The sequence below is a fragment of the Rhodococcus sp. JVH1 genome (genome assembly GCF_000280725.2).
Taxonomy (GTDB): Bacteria; Actinomycetota; Actinomycetes; order Mycobacteriales; family Mycobacteriaceae; genus Rhodococcus_F; species Rhodococcus_F jostii_A.
This window is the reverse complement of record NZ_CP166289.1, coordinates 2,945,534-2,965,465: the sequence shown is the minus strand read 5'-3', so window position 1 is coordinate 2,965,465 and position 19,932 is coordinate 2,945,534. Positions and strand designations below refer to the sequence as shown.

Annotated in this window: 18 protein-coding genes; 8 read left to right on the top strand and 10 right to left on the bottom strand. The window is 66.9% G+C overall.

What is annotated here, in order from left to right; genetic code table 11:
* Positions 1–27 precede the first annotated feature (27 nt).
* From JVH1_RS13460 to JVH1_RS13430, 7 genes are all read right to left on the bottom strand, one after another.
* Positions 28–1,491, bottom strand: a complete 1,464-nt coding sequence (locus tag JVH1_RS13460) for an APC family permease (RefSeq protein WP_009477635.1) — start codon at positions 1,489–1,491, stop codon at positions 28–30.
* 199 nt (positions 1,492–1,690) lie between these two features.
* Positions 1,691–2,353, bottom strand: coding sequence for a PolC-type DNA polymerase III (locus JVH1_RS13455; RefSeq protein ID WP_009477636.1), 663 nt, complete (start codon positions 2,351–2,353; stop codon positions 1,691–1,693).
* A complete protein-coding gene (locus tag JVH1_RS13450) occupies positions 2,332–4,152 on the bottom strand; it encodes a putative nucleotidyltransferase substrate binding domain-containing protein (protein WP_009477637.1) in 1,821 nt (606 codons plus the stop codon). Before JVH1_RS13450 ends, JVH1_RS13455 begins: the two co-directional genes overlap by 22 nt.
* Positions 4,145–4,930 carry a GntR family transcriptional regulator gene (locus JVH1_RS13445; RefSeq protein WP_009477638.1) on the bottom strand — a complete coding sequence of 262 codons (786 nt, stop codon included), beginning with the start codon at positions 4,928–4,930 and terminating at the stop codon, positions 4,145–4,147. The genes JVH1_RS13450 and JVH1_RS13445 overlap by 8 nt, the downstream gene beginning before the upstream one ends.
* 60 nt (positions 4,931–4,990) lie before the next feature.
* Positions 4,991–5,500: a hypothetical protein gene (locus tag JVH1_RS13440; protein ID WP_009477639.1), complete on the bottom strand. Its 510-nt coding sequence runs from the start codon at positions 5,498–5,500 to the stop codon at positions 4,991–4,993.
* Complete coding sequence (locus tag JVH1_RS13435; protein WP_009477640.1) at positions 5,497–7,134, bottom strand: GMC family oxidoreductase; 1,638 nt, start codon at positions 7,132–7,134, stop codon at positions 5,497–5,499. Before JVH1_RS13435 ends, JVH1_RS13440 begins: the two co-directional genes overlap by 4 nt.
* A 127-nt stretch (positions 7,135–7,261) precedes the next feature.
* Positions 7,262–8,020, bottom strand: coding sequence for an SDR family NAD(P)-dependent oxidoreductase (locus JVH1_RS13430; RefSeq protein ID WP_009477641.1), 759 nt, complete (start codon positions 8,018–8,020; stop codon positions 7,262–7,264).
* A gap of 252 nt (positions 8,021–8,272) precedes the next feature.
* Between JVH1_RS13430 and JVH1_RS13425 the strand changes: the two genes are divergently transcribed.
* The 8 genes from JVH1_RS13425 to JVH1_RS13390 all read left to right on the top strand — a co-directional run bounded on the left by JVH1_RS13425 (position 8,273) and on the right by JVH1_RS13390 (position 16,573).
* Positions 8,273–8,791 (top strand): RbsD/FucU domain-containing protein, encoded by a 519-nt coding sequence (locus tag JVH1_RS13425; protein ID WP_009477642.1) that lies wholly within the window; start codon positions 8,273–8,275, stop codon positions 8,789–8,791.
* Between the two features lies 1 nt (position 8,792).
* Positions 8,793–9,581, top strand: a complete 789-nt coding sequence (locus JVH1_RS13420; protein WP_009477643.1) for an alpha/beta fold hydrolase — start codon at positions 8,793–8,795, stop codon at positions 9,579–9,581.
* A 44-nt stretch (positions 9,582–9,625) separates the two neighbouring features.
* Positions 9,626–10,006, top strand: a complete 381-nt coding sequence (locus JVH1_RS13415) for a DUF1937 family protein (RefSeq protein WP_009477644.1) — start codon at positions 9,626–9,628, stop codon at positions 10,004–10,006.
* Between the two features lie 96 nt (positions 10,007–10,102).
* A complete protein-coding gene (gene treS / locus JVH1_RS13410; protein WP_009477645.1) occupies positions 10,103–12,304 on the top strand; it encodes a maltose alpha-D-glucosyltransferase in 2,202 nt (733 codons plus the stop codon).
* A 60-nt stretch (positions 12,305–12,364) separates the two neighbouring features.
* A complete protein-coding gene (locus tag JVH1_RS13405) occupies positions 12,365–13,018 on the top strand; it encodes a hypothetical protein (RefSeq protein WP_009477646.1) in 654 nt (217 codons plus the stop codon).
* 107 nt (positions 13,019–13,125) lie between these two features.
* On the top strand, positions 13,126–14,664 hold the full coding sequence (locus tag JVH1_RS13400) for an arylsulfatase (RefSeq protein ID WP_009477647.1): 1,539 nt from the start codon (positions 13,126–13,128) through the stop codon (positions 14,662–14,664).
* Positions 14,665–14,669: 5 nt separating this feature from the next.
* Positions 14,670–15,614 (top strand): HAD family phosphatase, encoded by a 945-nt coding sequence (locus JVH1_RS13395; protein ID WP_009477648.1) that lies wholly within the window; start codon positions 14,670–14,672, stop codon positions 15,612–15,614.
* A gap of 74 nt (positions 15,615–15,688) precedes the next feature.
* Positions 15,689–16,573: a formylglycine-generating enzyme family protein gene (locus JVH1_RS13390; RefSeq protein WP_237735247.1), complete on the top strand. Its 885-nt coding sequence runs from the start codon at positions 15,689–15,691 to the stop codon at positions 16,571–16,573.
* On the opposite strand, the gene JVH1_RS13385 is transcribed toward JVH1_RS13390, so the two are convergent.
* The 3 genes from JVH1_RS13385 to JVH1_RS13375 form a co-directional block, all read right to left on the bottom strand.
* Positions 16,565–16,912: a YidH family protein gene (locus JVH1_RS13385; RefSeq protein ID WP_009477650.1), complete on the bottom strand. Its 348-nt coding sequence runs from the start codon at positions 16,910–16,912 to the stop codon at positions 16,565–16,567. The genes JVH1_RS13390 and JVH1_RS13385 overlap by 9 nt on opposite strands.
* On the bottom strand, positions 16,909–18,399 hold the full coding sequence (locus tag JVH1_RS13380) for a protein kinase family protein (RefSeq protein ID WP_009477651.1): 1,491 nt from the start codon (positions 18,397–18,399) through the stop codon (positions 16,909–16,911). Before JVH1_RS13380 ends, JVH1_RS13385 begins: the two co-directional genes overlap by 4 nt.
* A gap of 140 nt (positions 18,400–18,539) precedes the next feature.
* Positions 18,540–19,910 (bottom strand): amidase, encoded by a 1,371-nt coding sequence (locus JVH1_RS13375; RefSeq protein WP_009477652.1) that lies wholly within the window; start codon positions 19,908–19,910, stop codon positions 18,540–18,542.
* Positions 19,911–19,932 lie beyond the last annotated feature (22 nt).

Below are 19,932 nucleotides of genomic sequence, written 5' to 3'. Positions count from 1 at the left end.
TGGGTCGGTGGTCGGGGAGGTGGGTTGTCAGAGGTGTCCGGCCTGGGTGTCGATGGACTTGCCGCGCCTGCTCTTGGGGATCAGCATGTAGATGACGGCGCCCGACGCGATGACCAGCAGCATGCCGAGGCCGACATGGGTGGGGTCGGAGTAGATCAGGAGCGCGCACAGCACGACCGACCAGGCGATCGCCAGGACGAAGATGACCGGGCTGACGATGCCGTAGTGCCACGGGTGGGACGGCAGCTTGCGCTTGACCAGTCCGTAGAAGCCGACGACGACCACGACACCGTAGGCCATTCCCCAGGCGAGTGCCGTCATCGCTGCGAGTACGGACAGCAGCGAGGACCACAGCGCGAACACCACGGAGATCGCGAAGATCGTGAGAGTCGCGTTGATCGGGATCCGCTGGGTACTGACCTTGCGCAGCCAGGAGGCCGCGGGGATCTGGCCGTCGCGTGCCTGTGACCACAGGACGCGAATGCCGGTGAGCTGCAGCATGACCAGGGCGGCGAACAGGGCGACGATCGCGACCGCTTCGAAGATGTTCGCGAACGCGGTACCGACCGCGGTGTCGAGGATCAGCTTCACCGGGGTGGTGCTTTCCATGACCGCCGGGAGATCCTGGATGGCGAGCATGATCAACGCGACCATGAAGATGCCGACGACGTAGGAGGAGACGTTGGCCATGACCGATGCCATCGGCGCCTTGCGGGCGGCGTCCTTGGTCTCCTCGGAGGCGTTTCCGGTCGCGTCGAACGACGAGATCGCATATGCGGGAAGGATCATCGCGAGGAGGAAGGGGACGAACCAGTTGCCGCCGGTGGTCGTTCCGCCGGACTCGCTCAGGAACGACAGCGGCTGGGTCGGGTGCTTCACGATCAGCAGCACGGCTACCAGCGCGACGACGCAGAGCACTTCCGCCACCACGCCGATGTTGTTGAGCACGGCGGCGACCTTGACTCCGGCGATGTTGATGACGGTGCCGAGCACGATCAGGCCGAGCGCCCAGGGGAGTGCGTCCGTGTTGTCCTCGAACGTGACGCCGAACCAGCCGGCGACGAAGGGGGCGATGCTCACGGCGACGGTGGTGACCGCGACGGTGTGCGCGATCAGCAGCCACCATCCGGTTTGCCAGGCCAGCCATGGCTTCCCGGTGATCCGCCCGGTGATCTGGTACACGCCGCCGGCCAGTGGGTAGGCGGAGACGAGCTGCGCGACCGCGAGTCCCACGGTGAACACCTGCAGGCCGCCGCCGACGAGGAACGACCAGAACGACGCGGGCCCGAAGAATCCGAAGCCGACGATCAGGGTCGTGAAGATTCCGGAGGCGATCGCAATCGAGGTGAACTGGACTCCGAAGGCGGAGAACAGTCCCAGCGTTCGGTTGAGTTCCTGCTTGTAGCCGAGCTTCTCCAGATACGCGGAATCGGTGTCCGCTCCGGAGTCGAGGAGCGGACGCTCGGGCTCGGTGGGCGGTTGAGTGGACACCGGAGGCTCTTCCGGGGTTATGGCCATCGTGACCTCGCTGGTCTCTGTCGCGGGTATCTCGGCGGGGGATGTGCCGAGACGAGGTTCGGTTGTCGTGGAAGAAGGCGAAAGGATGCGTCGCGCTTGTTCTACTGTCGACAATCTACCACAAATCGGTGTGACCTCAATCACCAGTTGTTTCGGCTGGATTACGTCTGCGTCAACCGCGCCCGAGGCGACGGTCGCCGGCACTCAGATCGACCAGGGAGCGCGCGGTGTCGTAACCGACGCGCTCGAGCCGGGACGCCAGTGCGAGGAACACCTGTGCCGTGGTGACGGCGTCGCCAAGCGCGTGGTGGGGATCGACGACGGGCAGGCCGAGCGTGTCGGCCAGCCATTCCAGGTTCGGCTCACACCGGTGCTGCCGCGGCGCCACGCCGACCGCGCGGGCGAGGGCTGCGGTGTCGACGACCGTCGGCCGGAACTTCAGCCCGCTGTCGCGGAAGGCGCGGGAGAGGAAGGCCGTCTCGACCCAGGCCGCGTGGGCGACGAGGACACGATCGGTGAGGAGGCGTCGCAGGACTCCGACGGCCTCGCTCGACGGTGGGGCGTCGGCGACATCCGCCTCCCGGAGCGTGTGAACGGCAACGGCCTCCGGGCGGATGTCGCACTCAGGGTGGACCAGTCCGTAGACGCTCTCCGACACGACGATGCGACCGTGCCGGACCACGACCGCCCCGTAGGACACGATGGTGTCGCGCACGAGGTCCAGTCCGGTCGTCTCCAGATCGACGACCGCGAACTCGGCGTCGCGCCACGGGCGCACCAGAGCGTCGGCGCGGCGGAACCTCCGGTGTGCCCTCACGGAAGACGCGCCACCCATTCACTTTCCAGCCGGTTCTGGACCTCGGCCACCGCGCGGAACGATTCACGCAGATACCGGCGGGTGAGCGTATCCAGTTGGTTGGGCGCGACCCACGTCGTCGCGTCGGTGCTGCCCTTGATGGCCTCGATCTCGCGGCCCAGGACCAATCCGTAGACGTACTCGAACGCGCGCACGAGCGTCTCGGTTTCGTCCGCGGTGAGCAGACCGGCGGCCTCGCCGCGCCGCAACCGGGTGAGGGTGGAGCCGCGATCGTCACCGGTGACGACGGCGATCCACCGGCCGAGGGAGGCGATCGGCACGAGTCCGCCCGCCTTGAGGTCGAGGTGGCCGCGGTTGGCGCCGGAGTGCTCGACGACGAAGTTGCGCACGAACCCGACCGGAGGTCGCCGGGAGGTGGTGAAGCGCAACAGGGCCGACAGATACTCGCGGCTGCGTGTGGTCGCGAGCATGGCGTCGGACACCGAACGTCCGAGCGACATCCCGCTGACGGGTCTGCTGTCGGCGATCATCGACGACAGCAGCAGAGCGTTCTTCTGGGTGGGATTCGTGATCCACGACGTCGCGGCGGCGACCGCGTCGGTGCGCGAGCGCGCGAACAGGGGGTTGGTCGCGTTGGCGCCGTCGGCGCAGCGGGGCAGGCCGCAGCGTTCCATGTTGTCCAGGACGCGCCCGGCCCAGTTCTGCAACTTCCGGGCGGGCGAGTCGGTGCCGGGCAGGTCTTCCCAGACGAGGCCGGTGTCGACATCCGACTTGGGGAGGGGTTCGCGCCGGGCCACCGACCCGAGAAGCAGCCAGGACGTCCGATGGGGAACGTGGTCGGCGCCGACGTCGGTCAGCTCGACGAGCCGCCTGATGATCGCGTCGATCACCGCGGACATCAGTCCCGCGACGTGCATGACGGACGCGCCGGTGTCGTACAACTCGACCCACGTTCCGGGGAGCAGGGCCGCCGCGGACGCCAAGTCCTCCACCGTGGTCGCGTCGTCGATCGCCCGGCGGACGACGAGGGGGTTGCGCACTTCGGCCGACGCGAGGTCGACGACGCGGAGAATCCCCACCGGCCTTTCACCGGTGCCGGTCACGACCAGGTGGTGCACCCCCGACTCGACCATCGTCAGGAACGCATCGCCCACGAGAGTCTCCGCTGGGACGGATCGGGCGGGGAACGAGGCGATGACCGATGCCGGGCTGTGCGCGTCGACGTGCCCGTCGGCGAACGCCCGCCGGAAGTCGTTGTCCGTGACGATGCCGATCACGCCGCCCCGGTCCATCAACGCGTACGACTGGCCTGCGTCGGTGATCACAGACGCGGCCTCGCTCACGGTCGCGTCGGCGGGACACCAGACGACAGGTCGCATCTGATGCCGGGCCGCGCGCAACGCCTGATCGACCAGTCCCGAGCGGGCCAACCGTTCCCGCGTGACAAGGGTGCCGTAATGCCCGAACTGGAGTCGCTGCGGGTGCCGCAGCACCGGCCGCGGGTCCGGGAAGCGGTAGCAGAGTGTGTCTTCCGAGGCGCGGATCGCGAGAGGCGGAGGCAGACCGGACAGCACCGAGATCTGCCCGAACGTTTCGCCGGGGCCGAGGAGGTCGACGACCCGGCCGCGGTCGATCACCTCGACCTCTCCGGTGCGGACTACGAAGAAGTGATCGAGTGGGGCCTCGCCTGCCTCGACGATCTTTGCGCCGGCGGCGAAGTACTCGACCTCCACCGTCCGAGCCAGGGCATCGAGGTCGGCGGAGTCCAGCGCGTCGTAGGGCGGCTGACTGCCGAGGAAGTCGACGTACTCACGCATTCGACGGTTGAGAACCGTCGACTGGAGCGGTTGCGTCCGGGGCAGCGTCGGTCGAACCGTGGACGTGCCGGTCGATCTCGCGGGTGATCGCCTCGAGGTCGCCGGTGTCGATGATGGTGAGCAGGCGCTCGTGTTCGGCGACGACGTCGTGGAGATCGGGGAACGACTGATGATCCGCCGAGAGGAACAACTGGAGCTGGGATTCCCAGCTGCGCCACAGGTCGAGCAGGAGGCCGTGCTCGGACAGTTCGTAGATCACCCGGTGGAAGCTCATGTGCGCGTCGATGGTCCGGGTCAGGTCGCCGTCGTCCGCGCCCCGGGCCATGTCCTGGAGAGTCCGCACGATCTTGGTCCGGCCTGCCCCCGACAGTCGTGGCAGTGCCAACTCGATCGCGTAGGGCTCGAGTCGTTTGCGCAGGCTGGCGATCTCGGCCATCCCTTTCGCGCTGACCTCGGCCACGAACGCGCCCTTGTACGCGATCTTCACCACGAGGCCTTCGTCGGCGAGGATGCTCAGCGCCTCCCGCAGTGGCGCCCGGCTCACGCCCAGGTCGGCGGCGATGTGTGCCTCGCGGAGCTGACTGCCGGGGGCCAGGGTGCCGTCGAGGATCGCCGTGCGCAGGACGCCCGCGACCGTGCCCGGAGTGGTGCGCTGATGGATCCGCCCGAGGGAGATGTCGCCGTCCTCGCGTCGACCTACAGTCGATCCCGGTGGACGATTCGGTGACAGAGTCATCGGGTTGTCCTTTCTGATGGTGGTTGTTTCGACGTTGACCACGCCGGGAGCCTCTTGTCGACAATAGATCAACAGTGCGGAACGGGGGAGCGTCCGAGCAGGCTATTCGCCGTTCGCGGACACGTAGAAGTGTCCGCGTTCGAGCACCGGATCGAGTATCCCGGTGTCCAGTTCGTTGGCGGCATCCTCGAATCCGGCGGCGTCGCGGTGCTGCCCCGGGTACCCGATCAACGCCTTGACCTGGGGAGTCATGAAGTAGGCGCCGGCGAGGATCGACGACAGCGGATCGAACGTGAACTTGTCTTCGGCCCACATCCGCTTGAGCTCCGCGCGCAGGACGTCGCCGTGCAGCTCGGCCGCCTTGTCGACCGCGGAGAGGACCGTATCGAAGACGTCGGCCCGGGCGGCCAGCGCCAGATTCAGGTAGCGGAGGTATTCGTCGGCCTCACTGGCGGCGGGATTCTCACCGGACGCGGGGATCAGACAGTCTGCGATCCGCAGGAGCGTCGTCAGTTCGGAGTCCGTGAGCGGCCGCGGCGGTGCCGTGTGCCTGCCCGGTACCGACAGTCGCCGTTTCGGCGTCGAGTGCAGGTCGAGGGATGTGGTGCTCATACCGATGCCTTCCGTGCGGTGACGTCTTCGACGACCTTCTTGCCCACCCTGAGGGCGAGGGCGCTGATCGTGCAGGTCGGGTTGGCGGAGCCGGACGTGACGAAGATGCTGCCGTCCGCGATGTAGAGGTTCTCGACATCGTGTGCCCGGCCGTGCGAATCGACCACGGACGTCGCCGGGTCGTCGCCCATCCGGGCCGTTCCGAGGAGGTGCCCCGGCTGGTCGACCCACAATTCCTGCGTGAAGATCTGCTTCGCGCCCGCCGCCTCGTGGAGTTCGACCATGCGGTCGACGGTGTACTTCAGGATCTTGCGGGTGTTTTCGCTGACGCGGTACTCGACCTTCGGCGCAGGCAGGCCGTCGGCATCGAACTCCTCGGTGGAGAGGGTGACCCGGTTGTGTTCCTCGGGCAGATCCTCCACGTTGGCCGCCCAGAGAATGCCGTTGGACGCCGCGCGCGCGACATCGTGGATGGCCGGTCCCCACAGGTCGTCGAAATCGAGCTGCCGGTGGGTCTCGATCGTGTTCAGCGGTCCCGGAGTCGGGAGGGCGTGCAGCTTGGCGCCGCGGACGAACCCGCGGGAGGTGTCCGTGTCGTAGAACTGCATGGAGTGAATGAGCTGTCCGGCCGGCCCACGCCAGCTCTCCAGGTTGTCCTCGTAGTACCCGATGGCGGTGCAGTTGGGGTGCAGCATGAGGTTCCTGCCGACCTGGCCCGAGGAATTCGCCAGGCCGTCCGGATGCTTCTCGTCAGCCGACAGCAGGAGCAGCCGCGGTGTTCCGATGCCGTTCGCGCAGACGATCACTGCCCGGGCCGGCTGGAAATGGACGGCGCCGGTGCGGTCCACCCATTCGGCGCCTGCCGCGCGTCCGTCGTCGCCGGTGACGATCCGGCGGACACGCGCACCGGTCTCCACGCGGGCGCCGGCCTGCTGCGCCTGCGGCATGTAGATCAAGTCGAACGAGGCCTTCGCGCCCTGCGGACAACCCCATTCGCAGACGCCCCAGCGACCGCACTGCTCGAGTGTCTTGTTCTTCTGGCTGGGAATCGCGTTGGTGCCCGGCCACCAGTGCCAGCCGAGCGTGTTCGCGGCTTCGGCCGCTTTCATCCCGGGCTTGCCCAACGGGTGTGGCGGCAACGGATATTCGAGACCTTCGGGGTAGGCAGTGTCGCCGTCGACTCCGGAGACGCCGATGAATTCGTCGACCTCGTCGTGGTACGGCTTGAGGTCGTCGTAGCTGATCGGCCAGTCGTCCGCGACACCGTCGAGCGTCTTGACCCGGAAGTCCGAGGGCAGCAGCCGCGGCCACTCCGCGCCGTAGAAGATGGAACTTCCCCCGACGGCGTTGAACATCACGGGCCACATGTCGGATTCCGTTACGTCGACCGGGTAGTCGGACGGCAGGGCACGGACATTCGGATCGTGCGCCCAGTCGTGCTGGATGAGCAGTTCCCACTCGGGGTGGTTGGCGGGGAAGTCGCTGGGGTTGACCCAGTCGCCCTGCTCGAGGCAGAGGGTGCTCAGTCCCGCCGTGGCGGCGGTGTGCGTGACCACCGCGCCGGACGGACCCGCGCCGATCACCAACACGTCGACAACGTCGTGCTGGGTCACATCGGAGTCAGTGGAAGTCATCGGGGTCGACCTCATTTCGTCTAATTGTCGACATTACGTCAATGGTGATGGGAGTCACGTCGGCTGTCAAATGGGATTGTGGTGGGAGCCCTGTGGCGGCAGGGCTCCCACCGCAAGACTGGGTGTGTCAGGCCCCGGCGAGAACGCCGCCGTCGACGACGAACGCCGTCCCGGTGATGGCGGTGGAGTGGTCCGACAGCAGGAAGGCGACGGAGTGCGCGATCTCGATCGGGAGGATGGCGCGTCCGATCGGCTGGAAGTCGGGGAGCCCGGCCTCGAGTTCCTCGCGGCCGCCGAGCGCCGTGTAGTGCGGCACGTTCAGCGGGGTGTCGACGAAGCCCGGGCAGAGGGTGTTGGCGCGGATGCCCTGCGCGCCGAAGTCCAGGGCGATGGCCTTGGTCAGCGTGAGCACGGCGCCCTTGCTCGCCGTGTATGTCGTCAGCAGTTTCTCGGCGCCGATCGAGTTGATGGAACCGAAGTTGACGATCGACCCGCCGCCCACCTTCAGCATCTCGGGAATCGCGTACTTCGAACCCAGGAACACGCCTTTCACGTTGACGTCGAACGTCTTCTGGTAGTCCTCGACCGACGCGTCCAGAATGGTGCCGGGCTTGAGGATGCCGGCGTTGTTGACGATGCCGTCGAGCTTGCCGAACGTCGCAACCGTGAAGTCGACGAGGTCCTTGACCTGCTCTTCCTCGGTGACATCGACGACACGGCCGATCAGGCGATCGTCGTCGACCTTCAGCTGGGGAAGGCTCGACTCGGAGTGCACGGTGGCGACCACCTGTGCCCCCTCGTCGTGGAGATGCAAGGCCGTCGCGAGGCCGATTCCTCCGCCTGCGCCCGTAACGATGACTGTCTTACCCTGCAGCAGCTGGCCCATGGTGTTCTCCCTCGAGGGTCATGTGGATGTGGAAGCGCGAAGACGCGGAAGCGATTGACTCTTTGTCGACAATCGACCAGGCAAGTGTGCGCCCTCTCCGGACGATCGGTCAAGCGTTGGATCTGGATTCGTTCAGTGCTTGACCTCCGGGCAGGGACGTCTTAGATTTCTAGTCGATTGTCGACTAGAGCACATTCTGTGCCCGGCACGCTGCGCCGCACACTTCACGCCCTCGATCGAAGGACGAATCCCATGGCACCAAAAACCCGATTGCTGCACGAACGCCTCGCCGCCGTCGTGAGCCAGCTCCGGCACGGCGAGATGATCTACGTCGCGGACGCCGGAAGCGGCACGTCTTCCGCGAGCCTCGTTCCACTGTCGCCGCAGGTCGAGACGATCGATCTCGGCCTCGCGCCGGGATTGCCGTCGGTCGGGGATCTGCTGTCGGTGCTGTGCGAGGTAGGCGATTTCGAAGCAGCCATCGTCACCGAGGACATGGTGACCGCCAGCCCCGAAGCCCGGAAGTTCGTCTCCGTACTGGTGGGGGAGGAGAACGTCCACGAGTTGCGGTACCTCCCCGAGTTCTACAACCTCCGCGACCGCGTGAAGGTCTTCGTCCAGACCGGCGACTACTCGGTGCACGGCAACGTCGTTCTCGTCGCGGGCTACCCGAGCCCGCCGATCCCGCTGAACTGGCTCACGTCACCGACCTGGTTCGACGACTTGCCCACCGCGCCGCCGTCGAACGGTCCGGAAAGCCCAGAGGCCTGACATGCCCTTCTTCGACGGCGTCAGGAACAAGGTCTACTACCGGCAGTGGGAAGCCTCGCAGCCCTGGGCGCGGATCCTGCTCCTGCACGGATTCGGTGAGCACTCCGGGCACTATCACCGGCTCGCGGGGCAGCTGAACTCGGCCGGTCTGGACGTGTGGGCCCCCGATCACCTCGGCCACGGTCACACCGGCGGACCTGCAGGGCTCTTTCCTTCGGTGGACGAACTCGCCTCCAATGCAGGCGTTCTCGTCGACATCATGGCCGGCGACGAGCCCGGCCTGCCGGTGGTCGTCCTGGGCCACTCGCTCGGCGCACTGACCGGGGCTCTCCTCTCGGTGCGCACACCGTCCCTGCGGACCGGACTGATCATGACGGGGGCGCCCCTCTGGGGACTGCCGCGTGAGGCGGAGGGACGGACTGACCTCGTCATGGCGAAGGACCGGTCGTACCTCGATGCGCTCGAGAACGATCCGCTCGGTTTCGACACAGCTCCCGCCGAACCGAACCTCTGGCAGGCGCTCACCGTGGCCGGAGGAAAGGTGCGGGCGTGTCTGCCCGCGATGACGATGCCGATCCTGTTGGTCAACGGCGAATTCGACGCCTTCGCGACGCCACACCGGGCCGCCGAGTTCGCACGAGAACTGCAGCACGGACAGAGCGTCGTCATCCCGGGCGGCTACCACGACATTCCGAACGACGTCGCCCACCGGGAGGTCGCGTCGCTGATGATCGAGGCGATCTCGGGATGGTGCCGGACCGTGCGTCCACTCACAGCGGGTTCCCGATGAGCGCGCCCCACCGGGGCCCGCGCCCCACGAATCACGAGGAATCCATGAGAAAGATCTTTCTGGCCTGCCCCTACAGCCATGCCGATCCGGCGGTGACGCACGAGCGGTTTCTCGCCAGCAACGAGGTAGCGGGATACATCGTCGAATCCGGCCATGCGGTGTTCAGTCAGGTGTCGATGTCTCATCCCGTCAACCTGACCTTCACCGGAAAGGACAACACGGCGATCGGCAGGATGTGGGGACCCGTCGACCGGGTGTTCATGGACGCGATGGAGGAACTGATCATCCTCGACCTCCCCGGATGGGATCAGAGTTCCGGCATCAGACGCGAGATCGAGTTCTTCGAGAGCCGGGACAGGCGGGTGAGCCTGTGGTCCGAGGCCTCCACCGAGTTCGTCGCACCCGAAAGTTCCCCGGTCCGCTGACAGTCCTCCAACTCCCCATGCCGGGCGGTCGTTTCCGTGGGACGGTGGACGGGTAGCCGACCGTGCGGCGAGCAGACGAGATGACGACGGAGGACCATGAACCCCGAGATCCATCACGAGCCCAGCGAGATCAGCTACGACGAGCAGTTCTACCCGGCGCGCCCTCGGCCGTTGAAACCGTCGGTCCGCCGTGCGACCAGGGTCGATGCGCAGACGGGTGAGCCCGTGCCGGACAACCCGAACTATGTGGAGTGGCTGATCAATCAGTCGATCCTGCACGATGCGAAGTTGATCGCGGAGCAGTTGTCCGGCAAGGGCAGCATGTGGCAGAACCCGTATGCCGATCCGAATCCGCGCGCAGCGGTGGAACGCGGATCGGTGTGGTTCACGGCGTACCCGATTTCGATCATCACGGCACCGGGCGCGAGTTTCCTGAGTTCCCTCGGTGACGAGTCCCTGTGGCAGGCGTTCTCCGAGATCGGGGTGACGGCCGTCCACACCGGGCCGGTGAAGCAGGCGGGCGGGATCAACGGGTGGCGGGCCACGCCGTCGGTGGACGGCCACTTCGATCGCATCAGCATGCAGATCGACTCGGCATTCGGGACCGAGGAGGAGTTCCGCAGGCTCTGCGTCGTCGCCGCCGCGTACGACGGCATCGTCATCGACGATATCGTCCCCGGTCACACCGGCAAGGGCGCCGACTTCCGGCTCGCCGAGATGGCGTACGCCGACTACCCCGGCATCTACCACATGGTGGAGATCGAACAGCAGGATTGGCACCTGCTTCCCCGTGTGCCGGAAGGCCGGGACTCGGTCAACATCGACGCCGACACGGAGGCGCAACTCGCCAGGGCCGGGTACATCATCGGCCAACTCCAGCGCGTCATCTTCTACGAACTCGGTGTCAAGGAAACCAACTGGAGTGTCACCCCCGTGGTGACGGGGGTGGACGGCATCGAGCGGAGATGGGTGTACCTGCACTATTTCAAGGCCGGGCAGCCCTCTATCAACTGGCTGGATCCGTCGTTCGCGGGCATGCGTCTCGTCATCGGCGACGCGTGCCACTCCATCGCGGACCTCGGTGCGGGCGCGCTTCGACTGGACGCCAACGGATTCCTCGGGGTCGAACGCCGAACCGAAGGGTTGCCCGGGTGGTCGGAGGGGCATCCACTGTCCGAGGCGGCGAATCACCTGATCGCCAGCATCGTGCGGAAGATGGGGGGATTCACGTTCCAGGAACTGAACCTCACCATCGACGACATCAAGGCGATGGGCACGACCGGAGCCGACCTGTCCTACGACTTCATCAATCGTCCCGCCTACCATCACGCCCTCGTCATGGGGAACACCGAATTTCTCCGGCTCACCATGAACCTCGCCCGCGATCACGGTGTCGACGCCGCGTCGCTCGTCCACGCCCTGCAGAACCACGACGAGCTGACGTTCGAACTGGTCCACTTCGCGACGCTGCACAAGGACGACGAGTTCGCGTACGGCGGCGAGTCGATCACGGGGTCGGATCTCGGTGACCGCATCCGTAAAGATCTGTGCGAGAGGCTCACCGGACGCTGGGCCCCGTACAACCGCACGTTCACGACCAACGGGATCGCCTGCACGACCGCCAGTGTCATCACCGCGGCGCTCGGCATCCGCGACCTGGACAGGATGGATGCCGCCGACATCGACACCGTCAAGCAGGCACATCTGCTCCTGGCGATGTTCAACGCACTCCAGCCCGGTGTCTTCGCCCTGTCGGGCTGGGATCTGTGCGGGCTGCTGCCCGTGCCGTCCGAGGACGTCGCCGACCTTCTCGCCGAAGGCGACACCCGGTGGATCAACCGCGGTGCGCACGACCTGATGGGGGTCAATCCCGAAGCCGCCCGGTCGGAGTCGGGCATTCCCCGGGGCACCAGCCTGTACGGGAGTCTGCCGGTGCAACTGCAGGACCCGACGTCCTTCGCTCGCGGTCTAGCCCGGATCATCGACGTCCGTAACCGGTTCGGCATCGCCACCGCGGTCCAGCTCGACGTGCCCACGGTGTCGCACAAGGGGCTGCTCGTCATGGTCCACGAACTGGCGGACGCGAGTCTCGAAGTGACGGTTCTCAACTTCACGTCAGAGGAGATCGCCGCGACCGTGCAGTCCCAGTGCCTGCCGGCCGGATCGCCTGCGGTCAATCTGTTCACCGACGAACAGATCGGCACCGTCGACGAACTCCACAGCTTCCCGATCACCCTGGCCCCGTACGAGGGGGTTCCCGTCGTCGTGCGACCGGGCAGGGCGGACGACGCGGGCTGATCCGGTCACGCTTGTGCGTCCCTGTTGCCCTGGAGCTCGGCCTCGGCGAAGACTGAACTCATGGCCGGCACACAGAGCGAGGCCGAGTTCCACCAGCTACGGACTCCACGGGCCGCGGCCGTCGCCGGTGTCGTCTTCGGTGTCCTTTTCGCCTCCAGCATCGTGCTGCTGCGCACCGGGCTGCCCGGCGAAGCCGCCACCCCGTGGTTACACCACCAACGGCAGATCACGACGGCGCTGATACTCGCACCGTTTGCGGGCATCGCGTTCCTGTGGTTCATCGGTGTCATCCGCGACCGGCTCGGGGACCTCGAGGACCGATTCTTCTCGACCGTCTTCCTCGGCAGTGGGCTGCTGTTTCTCGCCATGACGTTCGTGTCGACGGCAATCGCCGGCGGGCTCCTCGCCGTCTCCCGGCTCACCAACGTTCCGCAGAACGACCTCGTCTTCTTCGGGCGCGAGGTGATGTTGCATGTGAACAACGTCTACGGGGTGCGCATGGCCGGGGTGTTCATGATTTCGCTGGGAACAATCTGGCTGCGCACCGGATTGATGCCGCGGTGGCTGGCTGTCGCCACCTACGCGCTGTCCCTCACCTTGCTGGTGGTCGTGAGTTTCAGTCTCTGGGTGACGTTGGTCTTCCCGGCCTGGGTGATGGTGATCAGCGTGTACATCCTCACCGTGGATCGGCCGCCCTCGATCCCCCCGGACTGACCGCCGTTCCGGTACACGAGGTTCTCACCCGGTACGGGTGATGTGGCGCGAGGGCGCCGCGAGCAACGTCATGACTGCGATTCCCCCGATGATGCGAGGAGAGACAGATGACGGACGCGAAACCCAACATCCTGGTCATCTGGGGCGACGACATCGGTATCACCAATCTCAGCTGCTACAGCGACGGACTGATGGGGTACCGGACGCCGAACATCGACCGCCTCGCCGACGAGGGCATGAAGTTCACCGACTCCTACGGTGAGCAGAGCTGCACGGCGGGTCGCGCGTCGTTCATCACCGGTCAGAGCGTGTACCGCACCGGCATGAGCAAGGTGGGGATTCCGGGCGTCGACATCGGATTGTCGCCCGAAGACCCCACCATCGCCGAACTGCTCAAGCCCCTCGGATACGCCACCGGACAGTTCGGGAAGAACCATCTCGGCGACCTGAACAAGTATCTGCCGACCGTGCACGGGTTCGACGAGTTCTTCGGCAACCTCTATCACCTCAATGCCGAGGAAGAACCCGAACTGCCGGACTTCCCGAGCGCCCTGGACTATCCCAAACTGCACGAGTTGGTCAAGCCGCGCGGTGTGCTCCATTGCTGGGCAACCGAGGAGGATGCCGGTGAGGTCGATCCGCGGTACGGGCCGCTCGGGAAGCAGCGCATCGAGGACACCGGGCCGCTGAACAAGAAGCGGATGGAGACCATCGACGACGAGACGGTAACGGCGGCAATCGACTTCATGACGCGGCAGAAGGAAGCGGACACACCGTTCTTCGTGTGGATGAACACGACGCACATGCACCTGCGGACCCACACGAAGCCGGAAAGCATCGGCCAGGCCGGGCACTGGCAGTCGCCGTACCACGACACGATGATCGATCACGACAAGCATGTCGGCCAACTGCTCGACGCGGTCGACGAACTCGGCCTCGCCGAGAACACCATCGTCATCTACAGCACCGACAACGGTCCCCACGCGAACACCTGGCCGGACGGTGCGACCACCCCGTTCCGCAGTGAGAAGGACACCAACTGGGAGGGTGCGTTCCGCGTCCCGGAGGTGATCCGCTGGCCGGGCAGGATCCCCGCGGGCAGCGTGTCCAACGAGATCGTGCAGCACCACGACTGGCTTCCCACCTTCCTTGCCGCCGCGGGTGCACCGGATGTCGTCGAGCAGCTGAAGACCGGCTACGAGATCGGTGAGAAGACCTTCACGGTGCACATCGACGGCTACAACCTGCTCCCGTACCTCACCGGTGAGGTCGAGACATCCCCGCGCCGGGGAATGATCTACTTCTCCGACGACTGCGACGTGCTGGGCATCAGGTTCGACAATTGGAAGATCGTGTTCATGGAGCAGCGGGCGCAGGGCACCCTCGGGCTGTGGGCGGAGCCGTTCACCGCCCTGCGGGTACCCAAGGTGTTCAACCTGCGCACCGACCCCTTCGAGCGGGCCGACATCACTTCGAACACCTACTGGGACTGGTTCCTCGACCACGACTACATCACGATCTATGGAACATTCATCACGACCCAATTCCTCGAGACGTTCAAGGAGTTCCCACCGCGACAGGAGCCGGCCAGTTTCACCATCGACCACGCGGTGGCCAAGCTGCACGCGTACCTGTCGAGGGACTGACCGACGTGGGCGCCGGGCTCGGTGGTTCCTGGTCGGACGGATCGACGCGGTCCGCGATCGAGGACTTCGTCGCACGGGTGACGTCGGCGGGCGGACCGGACTTCGTCGAGCCCGCCGACCGGGTGGCCGTGTTCGACAACGACGGCACACTCTGGTGTGAGAAGCCGATGCCCATCCAGCTCGACTTCACCATCCGGCGCTTCGCCGAGATGGCCGCGAAGGATCCCGGCCTCCAGCAGACGCAACCGTGGAAGGCGGCCCACGAGCACGACCTTCAGTGGCTCGGTGCGGCGATGGTCAAGCACTATCAGGGCGACGACGGCGATCTGAAATTGTTGATGGGCGCAGTCACCGAAGCATTCGATTCGATCACCGTCGAGAATTACGACGCAAGGGTGCGGGCCTTCTTCGACGACGCGGATCACCCGACGCTCGGCCGCCCGTACGCAGGCTGCGGATACGCGCCGATGGTCGAGTTGCTGCGCTATCTCGAGGCGAACGGATTCACGATCTACATCGCGTCCGGTGGTGATCGGGACTTCATGCGCCCGGTCGCCGGAGGGCTCTACGGGATTCCGCCGGAACGCGTCATCGGCAGTGCCCTCGGCCTCTCGTACCGTGCAGGGGCGGACACGAGCGACCTGCTCTACAAGGCCGCGATGGACTTCTTCGACGACGGGCCGGAGAAACCGGTTCGAATCTGGAGCAGGATCGGGCGACGGCCGATCCTGTCGGTCGGCAACTCCAACGGCGACCTGCCGATGCTCGCGTTCTCCGGGCTACCCGACCGCCCGTCGCTTCGGGTGCTGATCCTGCACGACGACGCCGATCGCGAATTCGACTACGTCGCGGGCGCGGAACAGGCCCTCGAACACGCACGAGAAAAGAACTGGACCGTGGTAAGCATGAAGAACGATTGGACGAGCGTCTTCTCGCCGGCCGTCACCTGATCAGGCAGAAGGGCAGGCGTGTGGATACCCAGACCGTCTCCGAAGTCCGGCACATCCCCGCTCAGACCTTCACGATGGGTTCGGATCGGCACTATCCGGAAGAAGGTCCGGCGCATCGGGTCGCGGTCGACGCCTTCGCCATCGAGACCCACCAGGTCACCACCGCGCAATTCGCCCGGTTCGTCGGCGACACCGGGTACGTGACGGTCGCCGAGCGGCCGCTGGACCCCGCCGAATTCCCCGGTGCTCCCGCCGAGAATCTGCAACCCGGATCGATGGTGTTCACCCCCACTCGGGGCCCGGTCGATCTGCGTCACCTCAGTCAGTGGTGGACCTGGACCGTCGGTGCGTCGTGGCGGCACCCCACGGGACCGGGTTCGACGATCACCGGCCGCGAAACGCATCCCGTCGTCCACGTCGCCCACGAGGATGCGGCAGCGTACGCGGAGTGGGCCGGGCGGTCCCTCCCCACCGAGGCGCAATGGGAGGCCGCGGCGCGCGGCGGACTCGACCACACCGAATTCACCTGGGGTGACACCGCCGAGAGCGAATCCCCTCCGCTGGCGAACTACTGGCACGGGGAGTTCCCGTGGCGCCCGGACCCCGGGTACGGCACCACGACCGCCGTCGGTAGCTATCCGCCCAACGACTACGGTCTGTTCGACATGGCGGGAAACGTGTGGGAATGGACCGCCGACTGGTACTCGGATCGGCACGCCGACACAGCGGAGTCGTGCTGCGCACCACGCAATCCGCGTGGGCCCGGAATGTCGGAGAGCTTCGACGCCCGGCAGCCCCAATTCCGGGTGCCCCGGCGGGTGATCAAGGGTGGGTCGTTCCTGTGTGCGGACAGTTACTGCCGGCGGTATCGGCCCGCGGCACGGCGGCCGCAGATGGTCGACACCGGGATGAGCCACATCGGATTCCGCTGCGTCACGGCCCTGCCCGGGTCAGAGTAGGACCACCACGGCGAGGAGCGCGAGCACTGTGACGATGCTGGAGGTGACCACGGCGGTGAACGTCGCCGGTGCGAATTCCCCGGATTCGATCTGCCTGCTGATGACCCGATAGCGGATGGTGCCGTACGCGGACACCAGTAGTCCCGCGCCGATCAGGATCAGTCCGGCTGCCACGGCATGACCGCCGCGATTCGGTGCGAACTTGGCGACCGCCACACCGAGCGCGGCGACGCTGATGCCGGTGCGATGCCAGGCGAGGTAGGTCCGCTCGTTGGCGAGATGGTCGCGCGCGGTGCTACCCGTGTTCGGCTGGGTGGGTCCGAAAATGTTGGGGCTCATGCGCCGCTACCCACGAAGCCGATCTCCGACAGGCGCGACTGGAACCCGGACTCGCCGCCTGACAGTCCCGAGATCCAGATGAGGACCCGGTCGGTGGGTGCAGGCGTTCGGGCCACGATCTGGGTGACCCCGTCGCCGAGCGTGGCGCTGCCGATCAGCTGGGTGCGATCGATGCTCGCCCACGCGACGGGCGCGGTCCGGATCTCGACCGTGGTGCCCGGTGTCGGGGAGTCGATCCAGACGGTCCGCAGATCGACGGGCCCGGGAAACGACACGATCAGACCCATTCCTTGCTTCGCCGCCGACAGTTGCTGTGGGTAACGGTCGGTCGCCCAGGATGTCGCGGGGTTCGCGTCGACGGCGAGGGAGGCAGTGGCACCGTTGTCGGGGAAGCGCAGAGGGGAGTAGGCGGCCGCGGACGATGGGGTGAGCGGTGCCTGACGGGGGTCCGGAACCGGCGCGATCTGGCTGAGCATGCTGTCTGCGACGGCGGCCGGGGGAGCGTCCGACGAGCTGAATGTGGCGCCCGCCGCCCACCCGGCGGCGCCGAGCGCGACGATCAGGGCGAGTGCACCGCTCAACGCGGGAAGCGGCGCATTCGGCCGGGGTGACAGGTTGGTGGGTGCCGGGCGGGCTCTCTTCGTAGTCGTGGCGAATGCGGATGCCGAGCGGGCCCGCGCGTCCGCCAAGATGCGGTCGAGGGCGTCGACGATCGCCTGCGCGGTGGCCATCCCGGGTCGCCGGGCAAGCGCGTTCATGGCCACGTCGGACAGACGTCGTGGAATCGCGGGCCGCACACGATGCGGCGGGACGACGGAACCGTCACCACGCCTGCCGGCCGGGGGCAGCCCGGCTGCGCGGGTCGCGCCGGACGAGGACAACGGCCACGTGCCGAGCAGCAGGGCGTACAGCAGCGCACCGAGCCCCGCGACGTCGTCGGCTGCGCTGCCGTCGGCAAGTGTGGCGGGGAAGGCGAGGACCGCGAGTCCGTCGTGGGAGATCCGCACCCGGTTGGGATGATCGAGTGAGATGCGGGCACCGAAATGGTGTGCGTCTGCGGTCGCGGCGGCCAGGTGCCGCACGGTGCGAGCGGCATCCAACGGCCGTGGGACCGTGTGCGCGACATCCGCGACACGCCACCCCGGCGTCCATTCTGCGACCACGGCGATCCGGTCGCCGACCGCCGCGATGTCGTAGACCTGTGCGATCCGGCCCTCGTGGCTGAAGCTGGTTCCGGTGGTGTTCCGGCAGAAGCGCGCCACCGGATCCGGACGTGTGTCGGTGGCGCGGACGTGCGCCGAGTCGACGAGGCTGAGCGCGACGTCCCGGCACAGTTCGGTGTCGTGCGCGTGCCACCACTGCACCCAGTCGGGTCCGGCGAACCGGCCCAGGAGCCGGTATCGGGTGGCGACGAGCATGCCCGGGGCGAGCGGATCCGGGCCCTGCGGCGAATGCGGCAGGCCCCCGGACACCGGCGTCGCTGTCATCTACTCTCCCGGGCTCTCCCCGACCCCGAAAATCCCTGTCAGGCAACTGTCACCCGGCAGCAGAGCAGATATTCGCACGGCACCGGGCCTACTGCTGATCATCCTCGGATGCCGAGCGAACCGTGTGCTTTTCGGCCGACCTAGCCGAGGACGTGCTCCGCGTATCGCGCGACCGCGAGCACCAGATCGTCCGAGTGCCGGGGGCCGATGATCTGCAGACCCACCGGCAGACCCGCTGCGGTGCGGCCGACGGGGATGCTGATCGCCGGCTGCTGCGTCAGGTTGAACGGGTAGGTGAACGGAGTCCACTGCGGCCAGCTCGTGAGATCGCTGCCCGGCGGCACGTCGTAACCGGCCTCGAAGGCCGGAATCGGGACCGTGGGGGTGAGCAGGACGTTGTGCGTCAGATGGAATTTGCCCATCCTGATGCCGATGTCCGCGGCGACCGCGCGAGCGTCGAGATAGTCGACCGCGCTGAACTTCTCGCCCCGTTCCCAGACCTTGCCGAGCCCCGGGTCGACCTTGTCGCGCGCACCCTCCGGGAAGTTCTTCAGCATGGCCGCGGCGCCGGCCGCCCACAGCAACTCGAAGGCCTCGATCGGATCGCTGAAGCCGGGGTCGGCGGCGGTGACCGGCAGACCGGCCGCGTCGAGGGCCTGCACCGCTCGGTCGACGATCGCCCGGACCTCCGGATCGACGGTCACGTAGCCGAGCGTGGGGGAGTACGCGACTCCGAGTCCGACCACGTCGCGGCCGATCTCGCCGCGGAAGGTGGTCGCGAACGGCGCGAGCGACGTCGGGTCACGCGGGTCGGGCAGCGACAGGATGTCCATCAGCAGTGCCGCATCCTCGACCGTGCGGGTGAGGGGGCCGGCGTGCGCCAGCGGCCCGAAAGGGCTCGCCGGGAACAGGGGGATCCGACCATGGGTGGGTTTGAAACCGACGACGCCGCAGAACGAGGCGGGGATGCGCACGCTGCCGCCGCCGTCGGTGCCGACGGAGCAGGGACCGAGACCGGCCGCGACCGCCGCGGCACTGCCGCCCGAGGATCCGCCGGCCGTCTTGGTCGGGTCGGCCGGGTTGCGGGTGATCCCGCACAGGGCGCTGTCGGTCACGGCCTTCCAGGCGATCTCGGGGGTCGTGGTCTTGCCGAGGAACACCATGCCGTCCTCACGAAGCCGGGCGGCCACGGGACTGTCGACGTCCCACGGCTGGTCCTCGTCGACGGCCTGTGATCCCCGCAGCGTCGGCCAGCCGTCGGTGAGGAAGATGTCCTTGATCGAGATCGGCACGCCGTCGAGCAGCCCCTTGGAGTAGCCGGTGGTCCAGCGCTCCTCGGATTTCCGGGCCTGCGCGAGGGCTCGCTCCTCGTCGACGAGGCAGTAGGAATTGATGGTGCGGTCACGCTCGGTGATGGCGTCGAGCATCGCCTGCGTCGCTTCCACCGGCGAAAGTTCTCCGGACGAGAAGGCCGTGACCAGTTCGACGGCGGTCATGTCGGTGGGATTCATGAGAACTCCTTCAGCCTGGACG

What these genes read in the sequence shown, in the direction of transcription:
- JVH1_RS13400 (WP_009477647.1), top strand. Translation starts at nt 13,126, where the DNA reads ATGACGGACGCGAAACCCAACATCCTGGTCATCTGGGGCGACGACATC.
- JVH1_RS13375 (WP_009477652.1), bottom strand. Translation starts at nt 19,910, where the DNA reads ATGAATCCCACCGACATGACCGCCGTCGAACTGGTCACGGCCTTCTCG.
- JVH1_RS13450 (WP_009477637.1), bottom strand. Translation starts at nt 4,152, where the DNA reads ATGCGTGAGTACGTCGACTTCCTCGGCAGTCAGCCGCCCTACGACGCG.
- JVH1_RS13420 (WP_009477643.1), top strand. Translation starts at nt 8,793, where the DNA reads ATGCCCTTCTTCGACGGCGTCAGGAACAAGGTCTACTACCGGCAGTGG.
- JVH1_RS13415 (WP_009477644.1), top strand. Translation starts at nt 9,626, where the DNA reads ATGAGAAAGATCTTTCTGGCCTGCCCCTACAGCCATGCCGATCCGGCG.
- JVH1_RS13435 (WP_009477640.1), bottom strand. Translation starts at nt 7,134, where the DNA reads ATGACTTCCACTGACTCCGATGTGACCCAGCACGACGTTGTCGACGTG.
- JVH1_RS13390 (WP_237735247.1), top strand. Translation starts at nt 15,689, where the DNA reads ATGGGTTCGGATCGGCACTATCCGGAAGAAGGTCCGGCGCATCGGGTC.
- JVH1_RS13430 (WP_009477641.1), bottom strand. Translation starts at nt 8,020, where the DNA reads ATGGGCCAGCTGCTGCAGGGTAAGACAGTCATCGTTACGGGCGCAGGC.
- JVH1_RS13380 (WP_009477651.1), bottom strand. Translation starts at nt 18,399, where the DNA reads ATGACAGCGACGCCGGTGTCCGGGGGCCTGCCGCATTCGCCGCAGGGC.
- treS (WP_009477645.1), top strand. Translation starts at nt 10,103, where the DNA reads ATGAACCCCGAGATCCATCACGAGCCCAGCGAGATCAGCTACGACGAG.
- JVH1_RS13425 (WP_009477642.1), top strand. Translation starts at nt 8,273, where the DNA reads ATGGCACCAAAAACCCGATTGCTGCACGAACGCCTCGCCGCCGTCGTG.
- JVH1_RS13455 (WP_009477636.1), bottom strand. Translation starts at nt 2,353, where the DNA reads ATGGGTGGCGCGTCTTCCGTGAGGGCACACCGGAGGTTCCGCCGCGCC.
- JVH1_RS13405 (WP_009477646.1), top strand. Translation starts at nt 12,365, where the DNA reads ATGGCCGGCACACAGAGCGAGGCCGAGTTCCACCAGCTACGGACTCCA.
- JVH1_RS13385 (WP_009477650.1), bottom strand. Translation starts at nt 16,912, where the DNA reads ATGAGCCCCAACATTTTCGGACCCACCCAGCCGAACACGGGTAGCACC.
- JVH1_RS13440 (WP_009477639.1), bottom strand. Translation starts at nt 5,500, where the DNA reads ATGAGCACCACATCCCTCGACCTGCACTCGACGCCGAAACGGCGACTG.